The following is a 16,161-nucleotide window of genomic DNA, read 5'->3' as shown; positions in this document are numbered from 1 at the left end:
GTTCTCCCCCTCTATGAGTTATTTGAAAGCGCTGAAAAATGTAAAATTGCTGCTGTGCTATGCGGAAAATTTTTAGCTTTTTTTGTTAATACGATATATTCATTTGTTTTTACTTGTGATGACTCTCCTTTAATGTGTAATTCATCAAAGCGAAAGCCTAAGACAACGGTTTGTTGTTGCACTGTATTGACATGAATAAATCGAATTAGTCGCTGATAATCTACTGAAAACATCGATACATCGTAAGGATCTGTTTCCTGCCATTGTAATAATGCATCTTGAATTGCTGTTGGTAAATAAGGTCGTAGTGCCGAATACGAAACAAAATGAACAGGTTTTCCTGACAACGGCTCGATACATTGATTCCCTGTATCTACGAATGCCGAAAGTGGGATAACTTTATCAAAAACCTTTAAGGTCGTTTGAAATACAAACTGTCCACTTACACGCTCCAGCTTTACAAATCCCCATTGCTTATAAAATATAAGAAGATTACCAAATGCTAGCAACAAGCAAAGTACAATAAAGTGAATGACAGAAAGATTCTTTAAATACGGTTGTAATGCTGTTAACAGTCCGCCAATAACAATCGTTGCAGTCAGTACAATAGGACCTTGCTTTTGAAAACTTCGAAGTTTAAAGCGAAAAGCTAGACCAATTAGTACAATGAAACTTAGTACAATCGTAAGCAGCATGTGACCACCGATTACAGCTATAAAACTACTAATAATTGAACTCATTAATAATCTCGTACTCTTTACATGTACGCCTGTAACTTTTGCTGTAAACGTCAATATTGCTAAATTATAAAGCGTATTAATGAGCACCAGCCATTCTCCATACATAACAGCCGCCTCCTACTTACAAAGTTAGCATGCCAGCGCCACAAATATTGTCAAACAATCGCATGATTTCCTTAAAATGTTTTGACAAAAAACATCGTTTCCTTACACAAAAAGTGCCTGACACGCAAACAATTCAGAATTGTTTGCGTGTCAGGCACTTAAAAAAACTCGTATTTTACAAATGTAAAATACGAGTTTTGTTTATCCACGATTTTTACGGTTACGTAAAAATGCAGGTACTTCTAGCATATCATCTTGTGCATAATTTTGATGATTTTGACGCTGTGGTTGTTCTTGCTGTACATGTATCTCTTGACGCTGCTCACGAATCGGTGCTTGTTGTTGAGGCGCAGCTTGTCGATTATTATTAATGTTGTTAATGCTTGGTCGAGCATTTCCTCGATGTTGTTGTAACGCTTCTTCTGTGAAGCCAGTCGCAATCACGGTTACGATAATTTCGTCTTTTAAATTCTCGTTAATAACCGAACCGAAAATCATGTTAACTTCTTCATCTGAAGCCGATGCAACGATATCTGCAGCTTCTTGTACTTCAAATAAGCTAAGGTTAGAGCCACCTGTAATGTTCATTAGAACACCTTTAGCGCCATCAATTGAAGATTCAAGTAATGGGCTTGAAATAGCTTTTTTAGCAGCTTCTGCAGCACGATTTTCACCTGTTGCAATACCGATACCCATTAAGGCAGAACCTTTGTTAGACATAATTGTTTTTACGTCGGCAAAGTCTAGGTTAATCAGACCTGGTGTTGCGATTAAATCGGAAATACCTTGTACACCTTGACGTAAAACGTTATCCGCTTCACGGAAAGCTTCAAGCATCGGAGTCGATTTGTCGACAATTTGTAATAGCTTGTCGTTCGGAATGACGATTAATGTATCGACAGCTTCTTTCATACCGCCAATACCACCGATTGCTTGAGTTTGTCGTTTGCGTCCTTCAAAAGTGAATGGACGTGTGACAACACCAACTGTTAGTGAGCCTAAATCACGTGCAATTTGTGCTATAACTGGTGCAGCACCAGTTCCTGTGCCTCCACCCATTCCAGCTGTTACGAATACCATATCCGCACCGCGTAATACTTCTTCTAGTTGTTCACGACTTTCTTCAGCCGCTTTTTTCCCTACTTCTGGATTAGCTCCAGCTCCTAAACCACGCGTAAGTTTTGTACCGATTTGCAGCTTAATTTCTGCTTTCGATAAATTTAAAGCCTGTGAATCTGTGTTCACTGCGATAAAATCAACACCTTGTACACCATGCTCTATCATTCGGTTAACAGCGTTGTTACCGCCACCACCCACACCAATGACTTTTATAACTGCAAGTTGATCAACACTTGTATCAAATTCTAACATTCTTTTTTCCTCCCACGGTAACTCGACTCTGTATCATTCATTACGCATTCAAGTTAATCAAAAAATTTATCAAATAATTTTTTTGCTCTACCGATTACGCTTCCTTTTGATTCTGAAGGTGTAGCATATTCTTGCTTTTTAGATGCTGGTGCTTGAGCACCGACAACCGCATACTCAATAGGCTGCGTATTCGTACCTTTTCCATAAAAATCATCTTCTAGATAGGCGTAACGAATCAGTCCAACTGCCGTCGTAAATGAAGGCTCTCTAACGCCAATATAATCTGGAGTATATATTCTAACACGCGTTTGCAGTATTTGGCGTGCTAATTGAGCTATACCATCTAGCTTTGCCACACCACCTGTTAAAACAACACCACCTGGCAAATCTCGAACGCCTAGACGTGCTAACTCATCAATTACTAGTTCAAATAACTCTTCTAATCTAGCACCAATAATTTCTGATATAAAGCGTTGGCTGTACTGATCCCTTGAATCTGTACCAACAACTGGCACTTCAAAAAGTTCCTCGTCTGAAGCATCATCGTAAAAGGCATGTCCAAATTGGTGTTTAATTTGCTCCGCTTGATCTGTCGGTGTTTTTAAAACAATTGAAATGTCTTTTGTAATATGATCCCCACCTACTGGAATGACCCCAGTATGTGTCAGTAGCCCCTCTTCAAATACCGCAATAGTTGTTGAGCCGCCACCTAATTCAATAAAGGCTGTACCTTGGTTTTTTTCATCTTCCGTTAATGCAAAATAACCAGCCGCAAGTGGTTGTAAATAAATCTCTCTAATGCTTAATCCCGCTTTCTCTACGCAACGAAGTACATTGTGTAACAACGTTTTAGAGGTCGTAATCATTGTCGCATCCATTTCGAGACGAATACCAATCATACCTCGTGGGTCTTTAATTTCGTCTAAATTATCTACTATAAACTGTCTTGGAATGATGTTGACTAATTCACGTTCAGGAGGTATTGACATGACTTGTGCAGATTCTACCACTCTGTCTAAATCATCATCTGTAATTTCTCTATTTTCACTATTTACAGCGACAACACCTTTAACTAGTTGTAACATCGTCTGATTAGCTGGAACGCCTAAAACGACCTCATCGATTTGATAACCTGTCATTCGTTCTGCTTGTTCTACTGCTTTTCGAATAGATTGAACTGTTGCATCAATATCAACAATTGCACCTTTTCGAACCCCATTCGATTTTACATTGCCGACCCCAATTACATGTAATTGTCCGTCGCTCATTTCACCTATTAATACTTTGATAGAAGAAGATCCTATATCGAGTGATATATATAATTCTTGATGATTCAAATTCGCTGCACCTCCTTGAAAATGCTCTTAATTTCATTCTATTGTAAATCTTGCCTAATGTCTAAGCAAATCGAGTATTTTGGTCAATTTTTCTCTCATTCTATGGAAGTTTTTTTCTTATTGTGACGTTTCTCATCTAACCGAGTTAGTAAAATACGCCTAATTATTGCTATGTTTTGGAATAAACGTACTCCAAAGGCGAAAATGGCAGCTAAATACAAGTCCACCCCTAAATTCACCCCTATGAACGCCAATCCTGCCGCAAGAACTATATTAAAAAAGAAACCTGATACAAATACTTTATCGTCATATACTTGTTGTAATTGAGCTCGAATGCCTCCAAATAACGTATCTAATGCAGCCAGCACTGCTATTGACAAATAATTTTCATAGATAGAGGGAATTTGGATATTTGTTAACAAGCCTAGTGCTAGTCCAAATACCAAACCTAAAAATGGTAGCCACATATATTAATCTCCTTTTTTTTTTGACCTCTGTTAAATAATCATTCGTCAATGGTTGATCGAATGCCGGTATAGTTAACTGTGCAGTAGGCTCCTCTATCACTAATTTAAAATTATCTAAATAAAATGAATCGATAAATGATGAAGCTTGAATAGAATTATACATTTTTTGTGCTGCCTTAAAAGTGCTTGTCCCAACATAAATTTCGAAGGGTGGTGATGAAAGTGCCACACTATTCACTGTTGTTTTCCCATTGATGTCTCTGATGGCTGATGTATGAACAATGCGATTCCCATCAATGGCAACACTAGCAGCATCATATTTAAATAATTCATTTAGTAATTGGGTAAGTAAATCTGGAGAGATCTCTTTCATTTCATACCCCATTGCAACTAATTCTGGTGCTGGCTCCACTCGGAGTACTACCCCTGGACCTGTAATATCCGTTAAGCCTGCCTGCTGTTTTAATTGATTGACTGTGTCATTTAAAACAACTTGTAAATTAGCTTTTTCAGATTGCTCATAGCGACCCATTACCTCATTAAGTGAGCGAATATCTGCTAATAATGTGGAATGCCTTTGCTTTTCTTCTGCTAATTCCTCTCGTATGGCCCAAATATCTCGTGTATCTCGCTCAGCTGGTTTTTGAATGGTATTGTATTGTACCGCTATCATCAAACCGATAATAAATAGCACGATCGTTATTCGGGTGTACATATTTTTTTTCAAAATAGCCCCTCCTAGACGCATCGCAAACAATTTCTCCTTGATATCGTTAAATTTAGATGTTGAACTGTAATATGAACAATTTTTATCTAGGACATCCGTGGGAGGCTTTACCTAATTTTCATCCCATGTTATTTATGGAATAACAGTCGTTAACTTTCTACTTTTACATTTGGCATTGTTAACTTTTGGTTTTCTTCTAATGACACGACAATATTGTCATTTAACAGTTGATCTACTACGCCACCACTTAAGTTCAGTGAAGCACGGAGTGTTGTTGAATCCCCTATAGCCTCAATTACAAAGGGGGCAGGATGTTGCTTGCCGTCAATTGTAATAACAGGTCCATTACATCTTATATAAGAATTGGCCATGACCCGTTGCCCGTTAATGGCAATCGCCTGTGCTCCAGAAATTTTTAATTCATTCAATAATTTAAACACATGGCTTTCATGGACGATATAATCATTAGGATTTACAGATTTAGGGTCGTAATCACCATCTTGAAGCGTTATACGTATACCCTTTCCTTCTGAACTTAAATCACCTAATAGTAAACGTAAGTCTTCTGCTTCTTGAACTAATTGCTTCGATTCCTTTTCATTCGAGGCGAAATCTTTTTCGTAATTCCGAATCTTTTCTTGTAACTTGTTCGCCTCTTCTGTGAGTTCTTTATTGCGCTCTTGCTGTTCAATCAGCTCCTCACGATACGTATCTTCTTGCTCAAATAGCTCAGTTTTAATGGAGCTAGTTTGTCGATTGTCTTTTGCTTGGTTGTAAGAATAGCCGATGATAAACCCAGTAGTTATACAAACGATGAGGAGCTCAAATTGTTTCCTCGTAAAGAAGTTCCCTTTGCTATTCTGTTTCTTGTTGTTCATCTTCATTCACTTCCTGGTTGGCCGCATTTTCATCAGGGTTGTCCTTTTTTGCATCAGGGTTGTCCTCCATATCAATGCTGACTTTATTGTACTCATCATTAAATGGACGGTAATATGAGCCAACCTCGATGTCGATAACACCCTTTTCTAAATTTGCTATTTGCGCAACAATTGAAGGATAATAATTTAGCTTATCAGCTAATGTTGGAATAACTGCACGAACTTCATAGCCGTCATTCATATAAAGCTTGACCGCATTAGGATTAGCCTCATTACTATTCGTATTTACTTGTGAGATTAAAGCTAATACCTCTGGTTTTAACCGTGCTAATTGTTCTACAAGCTTGTTAATGGTTTTTTCTCCTGTAATGCCCATAAATACCGGTGCATCAATTGGGATATTGTCGCCAGCTTGTTCAAACTTCTTCCCGTTCTCCAACAATGGGTAGTAAGTTCCGTCACCAGCTAGATACGCAACTTTTTTCCATTCCTTAATATCAATCGTGACGCCGCGCAGCCATTTACGCTTGACATGAGCCTCTTGCACCCATTTGTCTTTTAGTAATGCCTGCTCTACATCTTTTACCGTAAAACCCCACATCGACTTTCCTGGTGCAAGGGTACTAGCCTCCAGATAATACTGTTCGTCAGCTAGTTGGGCACCGTTGACCGTAATGCTTTTAATATCACTGTAAGGAGATTGAAAATAAAGGAGTACAGCTAGCACTAAAAAGAAAAGTAATATTAGGACAATGAATTTGCGATTTGTACGCTTTTTTCGTCGCTGTTTTAGCGTAGGAATGCGATCTTCTATATCAATTACTTTCTCCATAAAAAGTACTCCTCCTTTATATTTATTTCGCTAATTGATAAATAATACCTATTATTAACCACATTGTTACTAAAGATGTTCCACCATAGCTAATAAAAGGTAATGTGACACCCGTTACAGGAACCAATCCGATAACGACAGCTATATTTAAAAACGCCTGTACAGTTAACATTGTCACAAGTCCAATAATGGCATAATAGGATGTTCGTGTTTTAGCCTGTACCGCAAATTTATAACCAGCGTATATTGTCAGTACAAATAGTGCTAAAATAACGAGCCCACCTACCAAACCAATTTCTTCTAAAATAATCGCGTAAATAAAATCATTTTGCGGCTCAGGTAAATAAAGAAATTTTTGCCTACTTTGACCAAAGCCATGTCCAAAAATCCCAGCAGGGCCAATTGCCATTAAAGATTGTACAGCTTGAAATCCACTTACTAATGGGTCTGCCCAAGGATCGAGAAACGCTTCAATACGTTTAAGTCGATACGGGGCTGTTGCAATCAACCCAACTAATCCAGCAACTCCAGCTACCATTATCATCGCATAAAGCTTTAATGGATACCCTGCCACAAATAACAATAAAAAAACTGATACTACAAGTATAAATACAGAGCCAAAATCAGGCTGAAGCATTATTAATACAACGGGTAATACCACGATTACAGCATGTCGCCAATTAACGATTGGCGTACCAGTTTTGTGCTGCGCCAATATATGACTGATGTACACTAGCACTGTAATTTTCGTTAGTTCAGCAGGCTGTATCGTTAAAGGGCCTACACCAATCCAGCTTTGAGACCCATTTCGTTCAAGTCCAATGCCTGGTATCAGTACAAGGACTAGTAACACTAACGAAAAAATATACGCCATTTTCCAAAAGGATTGCTCTTTTAATATGTTTAATCGAATGGTAATAAAAAACACTACGATGCCTACCACAAAATACATACTTTGTTTCATATAAAACGGCATCTTTCCACTATAATGAACGGCACTCCAATAGGTACCTGCAGAATAGACGAAAATAATGCCGATTATTGATAGCATCAATGTTGTGACGAGCAATAAATAGCTTTCTTTCCCTCTCAGTAATGCCATCCTTCCACATCAAGTATATTCTAAAATAGTTACAGGCTCATTACAGCTTCATTACAGCATCAATAAAAACATCGCCACGTATTTCAAAGCTGTCATATTGATCCCAACTTGCACAAGCTGGTGATAGTAGAATAATGTCTCCTTCTGCCGACATCGGCGCAGCATAATGAACAGCATCTTCTACATTTTGAGCAATGACCGTTTGCGAAACCCCACAAGACTTAGCGAATTCCACAAAACGTAAGCCCGTTTCACCGAACGCCACAACGCCTTTTACATGCCCCATACAAGGTCGTAGTTCTTCAAAAGAATGTCCGCGGTCTAAACCACCCGCAAGTAAAATTACAGGCGCTTGGAATGCGTCTAAAGCACTTTTTGTTGCTAAGCAATTTGTTGCTTTAGAGTCATTGTATATTTTTCGACCATTCCACTCGCGGACAAATTGTGTACGGTGACGAACACCGCCAAACTTTGCTAATACTTCTTCCATTTTTGCTTTGTCACAGCCAATTAATATACAAGCTGCTACAGCTGCAAGAATATTTTCTAGATTGTGTTTACCAGGCAGCGCAATATTCGCTCGATCCATAAATGGCTCACCTTGCCAATAGATTGTCGTATCATCAGCGCTAATCCCTTGTTCAGTGCGTCCATTAGAAGAAAAAGGCACTTTTTTTGCATTGGATTTTGCAGCATAACCTACAACAATTGGCTGATCCGCATTATAAATGAAATAATCATTTTCATCCTGATTTCGTGTTACACCAAACTTTGCTTCAGCATAGTTATCAAATGTCCCATGATAATCAAGATGGGCATCATAAAGATTTGTTAAAATAGAAATTTTTGGTTTAAAAGTTTTTGTACCCATAAGCTGGAACGATGAAAGCTCCGTAACGATAACGTTATCTTCTTGTGCCTCTCTTGCTACACCGCACGCTACTGTGCCGATATTCCCTGCGATTAATGGTTTTTTCGCACCATTTTCTAACATCTCAAAAATTAATGTTGTAGTTGTCGTTTTACCATTAGATCCTGTAATACCTATAAATGGTGCTTCACTAATTAAATAAGCAAGCTCTATTTCTGTCCAAACAGGTATTTCGCGACTAATTGCATCCGCTACAATTTTATTGCTATAAGGGATACCAGGGTTTTTAACAACTAGCTCAAATCCTTCATCAAGTAAATCCTCTGGATGACGACCACAAATAACCGTAATGCCTTTTTGCAGTAGACCTTGCGCATCAGGGCTTTCATCAAATGGCTTTGAATCATTGACTGTTACAAAGGCGCCAAGCTCATGTAAAATCTCCGCTGCTGCCACACCACTTTTAGCTAGGCCTAAAACAAGGACTTTTTTATGTTGTAAATCTGTATATTCTCTCATAAGAACGCCTCCGATAAGACTGCAATCAATGCTACTGCTAAAGCAGTTGACCAAAATACAAGTACAACTTTCCATTCTGACCAACCTGATAATTCAAAATGATGGTGGATAGGACTCATTTTAAATATCCGTTTTTTACGAATTTTAAAGCTACCCACCTGTAAAATAACAGAAAGTGTTTCGATGACAAACACTAAGCCAACTAATAGTAGTAAAAACTCTTCTTTAACTAATACCGATACCATGGCTAGCGCACCACCTAGTGCAAGTGAGCCAGTATCTCCCATAAATACTTTTGCAGGGTTTGCATTGAAAAGTAAAAATCCTAATAATGCACCTGTTACTGCAAATGTAAATAACGCGATATCTGCTTGACTTTGGAATAGTGCAATAACACCAAATGCCGCAAAAGCAATCGATGCCGTCCCTGCCACAAGACCGTCCAAACCATCTGTTAGGTTGACAGCATTCGAAAACCCAACTAACCAGAAAATTAAAAAGGCTACATAAAACACACCTAGATCAATTGTAAAATCTGTAAAAGGAATGGCTAAAGTTGTATCAAAAGAACTGAAGTGCAATAGGAAGTATGCAAGTATCGCAATAACGATTTGCCCTACTAACTTTTGAATCGATGTTAAACCTAAGTTACGTTTAAAAATGACCTTCAGGCCATCATCTAAAAAGCCAATTAATCCGAAACCTGCAAGTACAAGTAGAAGGACCACCGTTTGCGTTGTTAATAAATCTAAAAAGCTTCCAATCGCCACCGTTGTGAGAATGATGGCTATTAAAAAGATAATGCCGCCCATAGTCGGTGTGCCAGCTTTTTTCATGTGTGATTTTGGTCCTTCTTCACGAATACTTTGCCCAAACTTCAATCGACGAAGAAGCGGAATACTAATTGGTGCCAAGATAACTGTTACTATAAAAGCAATAGCTAAAATGGTAAGTGTTGTTGCGAGTTTCATTGAAAAATCTCCTTTAAATCTTGTTTCACTTTCTTCTTCACGAAAAAAGTACAAACCCTCATATATTTATTACTACCCTTCATAATAATAGTGGTTCTTTCCCTTTTTTTAAAGGTAAAGTTACGTTAGTTCACTAAATATAAATGAATGGTGCCATCTTGCTTGATAACACTATCCACTTCAGGTAATTGACTACCAATTTTAGTCCCTTCCCCATGCCATTCAATGCGGAATGGATAATGTTGCTTGGCAATATCATCCTTCGTTTGTCCTATGAAACTCGGTACTTTCACAGTAAGTGGGTCACCCCAACGATAATCTTTTTCAAGCTGTTCCTTCGATTTTTCAATGCCAACAAATGGTGCTGCATCTTCAATAATTTGGCCGACGATTGGAGCTGCTACAACACCACCAAATTGTGTTGTCTTTTTCGGATTATCCACTGCTACATACACGACAATTTGTGGATTGTCTGCAGGCGCAAATCCTATAAATGATACGATATATTCACCATCTTTATACCGCCCATTTTCAACTTTTTGAGCTGTACCTGTTTTGCCTCCAATACGCAGACCATCTCGATATGCTTGTCGACCTGACCCTTTCGCAACAACCGACTCTAATGCCTCACGTACTTTTGCAGATGTTTCCTCACGAATTACTTGCCTTTTAATAACTGGTTCTGTTTCATTAATCGTTTCCCCAGTATCTGGGTTAAAGATTTTTTTCACAACATATGGCGTATAGAGCTTGCCCCCATTGACGGCTGCAGCTACTGCTTGCACTTGTTGGATTGGTGTAACTGCTACACCTTGACCGAATGAGGTTGTCGCTTGTTCCACAGGGCCAAATGCGTCTTTAGAAAACAATATCCCTGAAGCTTCACCAGCGATGTTGGAACCAGTTTTTTCTCCAAAACCAAAGTCTTTAATATACTGTAATAATTTTTCTCCGCCTAAGCGTTGACCTAATTCAATAAAGCCTGGGTTACAAGAATTTTGTACGACTTCTAAAAATGTTTCATGCCCATGACCTTCACGCTTCCAGCAGCGCAATCTAGCACCTGCAACCATTGTATAACCTTGATCGTAAAATGTATCTTTTTCTAAATCTACCAAGTTCTCTTCTAGAGCGGCACTGAGTGTAATAATTTTGAAAGTTGAACCTGGCTCATATGTCATCCAAACAGGTAAATTTCGGTTATAAATAACAGGCTCGACTAACTGATATTCTGCAGGATGAAAAGTTGGATATGAGGCTAAAGCTAGTATTTCCCCAGTATTTGGATTCATAGCAATCGCCATTGCTTGGTCAGCTTCATAGCGTTCCATTGCTTGTGATAGCTCACGTTCAACAACTTGCTGAACATCTACATCAATTGTTAGCTCTATCGTTGCGCCATCTTCTCCAGCTTTCCATGCACTTGCGACATTTGGTAAGTTATTACCTTTCGCATCTGTGAAAAGCCGTATGGCAGAAGAATTTGCTTGTAATAGCTTGTCGTATTCATATTCTATCCCAGCTAGCCCTTGCGCATCATAACCTGTAAAACCTAAAAAGCGAGATAGTAACGTACCATACGGATATTCCCTTGAGTAATCTACACCACTATATAGTCCTTCAATTTGCATCCCTTGCAATTCAACAGCCTTCTCATAGGAAATATTTTTCCCTTCAGGCGCTAGCTTTACTAAGTACGCCTTTTTCTGCATCTTTTCCAACAGTTTTTGTTCATCTACTTCAAGTACTTGTGCAATTTTCGCTGCCGCTCCTGCAATATCTTTGCTTTGTGACGGCATAAAATACAGTGTAGGCGCTAGCTTGTTCGTCACAATACTGTTACCATCTCGGTCCGTAATATGTCCGCGTTCATTTGCAAATGGAATTTCACGATCCCAGTTCTCTTCTGCTTTTTGCGTTAACTCTTTTTGGTCAAACACTTGCAAAACAAATAACCGAATGACAATTGCAACCGCTACACACATAAACAAAACATATAAAATACGTAAACGCTTTTTGGAATGGATAGAAATCCACTTCATTCGACATCACACCTTGTTTTTTACAACGTATGAAATAAAGTGGACTTCTATTCAGTGACTATTCATCATCTACTTGTTCAACTTCACCTTCAGATGGCGCTTCTACGTCTTGTACAAAGCTTTCAGCAGGTGTTTTCAATTTCACTACAATAGGTGAACTATCTGAAATCACCGTACCTGCAGATACACTTTGACTGACTGCAAAGCCCTCTCCAACAACTTCAATCTGAAGACCTGACATTGATTTGAAAACTAATAGATTACGCAACGACCAATCAGTAAAGTTTGGTAGCGCGATATCACCTTCAGTTTTTAAAAATACAAAACTTCCTTTTACAAGCTTTTGTCCACCTTTTGGATATTGCTCTATAATTTTTCCACCAGTCCCGACAATAATAGGATTCAATCCATCATTTGCTAGCTCTACCTGAATAGCTTCTGCATTTTGACCAGTATAATCATTTATATTTACATGATCTACATGCTGTACATCGTCTGGACTAATATTTAAATGTTTTAAACTATTGAGCATAACAGGCTTAAATATTTTTGACACAGGTACCGAGCCCAGTTCCCCTTTAAGCTTTGGCTTTTCAACTGAAACATACATAATTAGTTGTGGATCATCGTAGGGTGCCATTCCTAAAAATGAGTACAAGAACTCATTAGCGCCCCATGAATAGGTACCATTAGCCTTTGGAATTTGGGCAGTACCTGTTTTTCCTGCTACTTGATATTCATCGAGTACAAAATCCTTCGCTGTCCCGTATTCTGCCGTTAATGTAGAAGCTAATATTTCGCGTACTTGTTTCGCTGTATCCGCCGAAACAGGCTGTCCCTTTTCAACAGGCTCATGCTGTTGAATCGTTTCATCCGTTGCTGAATCTACTATCCTATCAATAACATATGGCTGCATCATCTTACCGTCATTGGCAATCGCAGTCATCGCTTGTATAAGCTGTATCGGTGTCACTGTTGAACCTTGACCATATGTCGTTGTCACTCGTTGAATTGGATACTTCGATAAAATAGTACCCGTTGCTTCATTCGGTAAATCAATCCCTGTTTTCTTACCAAAACCAAATTTATCTAGGTAGTCGACAAATACCTCATCACCAATACTTTTCAATAAATTGGCCATCGCTGTATTTGATGAGCGTTGGAAACCTTCTAAATACGAAATTTTACCCCAACCTACTTGATTATGATCTCGAATTGTTCTGTCATGCACAGTGTATTGCCCTGACATATACTCATCATATGGCGCCCATTTGTCAGTATCGATAGCAGAAGCAAGTGTGAACGTCTTCATCGTTGACCCTGGTTCCATCGTTTCTTCTGTTACGGCATTGAGCCATTTCATATTCGAACTATCTCGTGTATCGGGGTTGAAAGTCGGACGCTGTGACATTGCTAAAATTTTCCCAGTTTTCGGCTCAGCTACTACAACTATCATAGATTCTGGATTATACTCCTGCTCTACTTGCGTCATCGCATCCTCTACGAAACTTTGAATAGTTTTATCAATCGTCAAAAAGATATTATTGCCGTCTTTAGCAGGTGTAACCATTTTTTCACTATTCGGCAATAAATAACTAAAAGCGTCTGTTTGATATTTAACCTTGCCGTTGACACCCGTTAATTCCTTGTCATACGTAAGCTCTAAACCCATTTTCCCTTTCGTCGTTACAGTTCCATCCTTATTATCCTCTTTCAATGCAAAGCCTATTAGATGCGAAGCAAAAATACCGTTTGGATAATAGCGTTTTAAATCGCTAACAAACAAAATTCCAGGTAATTTCAAGTCCTTAATTTTGGTCATTACTTCATGGTTAATGCCCCTGCCCGCAACGCCAAACTCCACCTGATATGGCAGTGTTCCATCACTGCGCAGCTTTGTTAGCCGCTTATAAATATCATCTTTTTCCATCGGTATATATTCTTCTAAAACTTCCGCCGTTTTTTCAGGATCTACAACATGATGTGGATTCTTTTCATCTGTAGTAGCCTTATCGCTGACTACAGCTATCAATCGATAACTGAGAGTATCTTCTGCAATAACTTGTCCATTTCTATCTAATATTTTCCCTCGGTTTGCTGTTATTGCACTTTCCTTGTTATATTTAGCTGCTGCCTTTGCAGCAAGCGCTTGCCCTTCAACTTCACCTGTCGCCTGCAACGTAATCATTCTCGTAAATAATAGAAAAAAGAGCCCTCCATAAAAAACTAGTAATAGAAAGGCTCCCCATTGGAATCGAAATCGCTTTTTTTTCATTCTCCCGGCACTACCTTTACATTTTTCTCATTTTGAGTTAAACCGAGTTCTTTTGCTTTTTTCCATATATTTTCGTATGTAGAAAGTTCACTTACACGAACTGTCAAGTCAACATTCTGTTTTGCAATCTCATCTGCCTCTGCTTCGATTTTTTGAATGTCCATGCTTGTCGTTTGAATTGCTGCTTGGTTGTTCAACACTAGTACTGACAATACAACAATAATGCTTACTAGTGCTAATAGCATCATCTTTTCAAACTTCTGGTTCGTTTTTTTACGACGTATGATAGTGGGTTGTGGACTAGGTGGTGTTAACGGTTGTTGCACATGTTGCTGTTGGTGCTGCCTTACACGAACTGCTGCCATTTACTCACGCCCTTTGTCGTTAATTTTCTCCACCACTCTAAGCTTTGCTGAACGTGCTCGATTGTTTACTGCTAATTCTTCCTCAGAAGGTAGAATCGGCTTTCTAGATACAAGCTTTAAAGTCGGCTTCATGTCATCTGGAATTACCGGTAAATTTGGTGGTAATTCAGGTAAGGATGACGCTTCCTTAAAAATTGTCTTGCATAGGCGGTCTTCCAATGAATGGAATGTAATAACACTAATGCGTCCACCTACGTTAATCATATCAATCGCATCGACTAATGAATCCTCCGCTGCACCTAGCTCATCATTTACAGCAATACGAATTGCTTGGAAGATGCGCTTTGCAGGATGTCCCCCTTTACGGCGAGCCGCTGCTGGTATACCCTCTTTAATTAGTTCCACAAGTTGTCCCGTTGTTTCAATCGGTGCCGTTTTACGAGCCTCTTCGATTTTACGAGCTACTTGCTTAGAAAATTTTTCTTCCCCATAACGGAAGAAAATACGGACTAAATCTTCGTATGCCCATTCATTAACGACATGATACGCTGTAAGCGCAGCCGTCTGGTCCATACGCATATCAAGTGGGGCATCATGATGATAGCTAAAACCACGTTCTGGTGTATCTAATTGTGGAGAAGAAACACCTAAATCATATAAAATGCCATCTACCTCTTGGATACCAAGGGCTAATAGCTCTTCTTTTAAATAGCGGAAATTCGAATGCACAAATGTTACACGCTCTATATAAGGAGCTAAACGAACTTTCGCATTTTCAATGGCCGTTGTGTCTTGATCAAAACAAATTAGACGGCCTTTATCTGATAATTGTTGTACTAAATATTCACTGTGTCCTGCTCCACCAAGCGTACAGTCCACATATACACCATCAGGATCGATGTTCAATCCGTCAACAGTTTCTTTTAATAACACGGTTGTATGATCGAACATACCAATCGCTCCCCTCAGGCCTTTACTTTTTCAACTGACGTTTTCACGTTTAATACAAAGTTAAAAATCAAAGCCAATCATATTTTCTGCAATTTCATTAAAAGATTGTTCAGACTCAGTGAAATAAGTTTCCCAAGCATCTTTTGCCCATATTTCAATTCGATTCGAAACACCTAGCACAACACATTCTTTTACTAGATGTGCGTGTTGTACTAACGTCGAAGGAATATTAATACGACCTTGCTTGTCTATTTCTACTTCCGTCGCACCTGAAAAGAAGAACCTTGCAAAAGCACGAGTATCTTTCTTTGTCATTGGTAAACCTTTTAATTTTTCTTCGAGTTTTCGCCATTCATCCATAGGATAGCCAAATAAACAATTATCAAGTCCGCGTGTCACAACAAAGGTTTCACCTAAGGCTTCACGAAATTTTGCGGGTACGATTAATCGTCCTTTTGCGTCAACAGAGTGTTGATATTCTCCCATGAACATGCTAGTCACCCCACTTTATTAAATAATGTACCACATCGCCCCACTTTCCTCCACTTTTTTTAAAAAAAACTTGACATTCTCACCTTTTATGTGTGTTTAGACCTTTAAGCGAAATT

The 16,161-nt window shown here is 38.8% G+C and carries 15 protein-coding genes; all 15 read right to left on the bottom strand.

Annotated elements, in window-relative coordinates:
- Positions 1–11: 11 nt before the first annotated feature.
- On the bottom strand, positions 12–845 hold the full coding sequence (locus tag FH508_RS04950) for a sigma-E processing peptidase SpoIIGA (protein WP_173477849.1): 834 nt from the start codon (positions 843–845) through the stop codon (positions 12–14).
- A gap of 201 nt (positions 846–1,046) precedes the next feature.
- Positions 1,047–2,216, bottom strand: coding sequence for a cell division protein FtsZ (gene ftsZ / locus FH508_RS04945; protein ID WP_173477850.1), 1,170 nt, complete (start codon positions 2,214–2,216; stop codon positions 1,047–1,049).
- A 53-nt stretch (positions 2,217–2,269) separates the two neighbouring features.
- Entirely contained in the window at positions 2,270–3,553 is a 1,284-nt protein-coding gene (gene ftsA, locus FH508_RS04940) for a cell division protein FtsA (RefSeq protein WP_173477851.1), read from the bottom strand.
- A gap of 95 nt (positions 3,554–3,648) precedes the next feature.
- Positions 3,649–4,020 carry a small basic family protein gene (locus tag FH508_RS04935; protein WP_173477852.1) on the bottom strand — a complete coding sequence of 124 codons (372 nt, stop codon included), beginning with the start codon at positions 4,018–4,020 and terminating at the stop codon, positions 3,649–3,651.
- Positions 3,941–4,747, bottom strand: coding sequence for a DUF881 domain-containing protein (locus tag FH508_RS04930; protein WP_173477853.1), 807 nt, complete (start codon positions 4,745–4,747; stop codon positions 3,941–3,943). The genes FH508_RS04935 and FH508_RS04930 overlap by 80 nt, the downstream gene beginning before the upstream one ends.
- 149 nt (positions 4,748–4,896) lie before the next feature.
- Positions 4,897–5,625, bottom strand: a complete 729-nt coding sequence (locus FH508_RS04925) for a DUF881 domain-containing protein (RefSeq protein ID WP_173477854.1) — start codon at positions 5,623–5,625, stop codon at positions 4,897–4,899.
- Positions 5,603–6,457 carry a cell division protein FtsQ/DivIB gene (locus FH508_RS04920; protein ID WP_173477855.1) on the bottom strand — a complete coding sequence of 285 codons (855 nt, stop codon included), beginning with the start codon at positions 6,455–6,457 and terminating at the stop codon, positions 5,603–5,605. Before FH508_RS04920 ends, FH508_RS04925 begins: the two co-directional genes overlap by 23 nt.
- Positions 6,458–6,479: 22 nt before the next feature.
- A complete protein-coding gene (gene ftsW, locus FH508_RS04915; RefSeq protein ID WP_173477856.1) occupies positions 6,480–7,559 on the bottom strand; it encodes a putative lipid II flippase FtsW in 1,080 nt (359 codons plus the stop codon).
- 40 nt (positions 7,560–7,599) lie between these two features.
- Entirely contained in the window at positions 7,600–8,949 is a 1,350-nt protein-coding gene (murD, locus tag FH508_RS04910; RefSeq protein ID WP_173477857.1) for a UDP-N-acetylmuramoyl-L-alanine--D-glutamate ligase, read from the bottom strand.
- Positions 8,946–9,920 carry a phospho-N-acetylmuramoyl-pentapeptide-transferase gene (gene mraY / locus FH508_RS04905; RefSeq protein ID WP_173477858.1) on the bottom strand — a complete coding sequence of 325 codons (975 nt, stop codon included), beginning with the start codon at positions 9,918–9,920 and terminating at the stop codon, positions 8,946–8,948. The genes murD and mraY overlap by 4 nt, the downstream gene beginning before the upstream one ends.
- 125 nt (positions 9,921–10,045) lie before the next feature.
- Positions 10,046–11,962, bottom strand: a complete 1,917-nt coding sequence (locus tag FH508_RS04900) for a stage V sporulation protein D (protein WP_173477859.1) — start codon at positions 11,960–11,962, stop codon at positions 10,046–10,048.
- Positions 11,963–12,020: 58 nt separating this feature from the next.
- Positions 12,021–14,237: a penicillin-binding protein gene (locus tag FH508_RS04895; protein ID WP_173477860.1), complete on the bottom strand. Its 2,217-nt coding sequence runs from the start codon at positions 14,235–14,237 to the stop codon at positions 12,021–12,023.
- Entirely contained in the window at positions 14,234–14,602 is a 369-nt protein-coding gene (gene ftsL, locus FH508_RS04890; RefSeq protein WP_173477861.1) for a cell division protein FtsL, read from the bottom strand. The genes FH508_RS04895 and ftsL overlap by 4 nt, the downstream gene beginning before the upstream one ends.
- Positions 14,603–15,553, bottom strand: coding sequence for a 16S rRNA (cytosine(1402)-N(4))-methyltransferase RsmH (gene rsmH / locus FH508_RS04885; RefSeq protein WP_173477862.1), 951 nt, complete (start codon positions 15,551–15,553; stop codon positions 14,603–14,605).
- 60 nt (positions 15,554–15,613) lie between these two features.
- Positions 15,614–16,045, bottom strand: a complete 432-nt coding sequence (gene mraZ / locus FH508_RS04880; protein WP_139860193.1) for a division/cell wall cluster transcriptional repressor MraZ — start codon at positions 16,043–16,045, stop codon at positions 15,614–15,616.
- Positions 16,046–16,161 lie beyond the last annotated feature (116 nt).

Origin of the sequence: Lysinibacillus sp. CD3-6 (assembly GCF_006351725.2) — a bacterium.
In the GTDB taxonomy this organism is placed as follows: Bacteria; Bacillota; Bacilli; order Bacillales_A; family Planococcaceae; genus Lysinibacillus.
The sequence above is the reverse complement of the archived record's forward strand: the minus strand, read 5'-3'. Positions and strand labels throughout refer to the sequence as shown.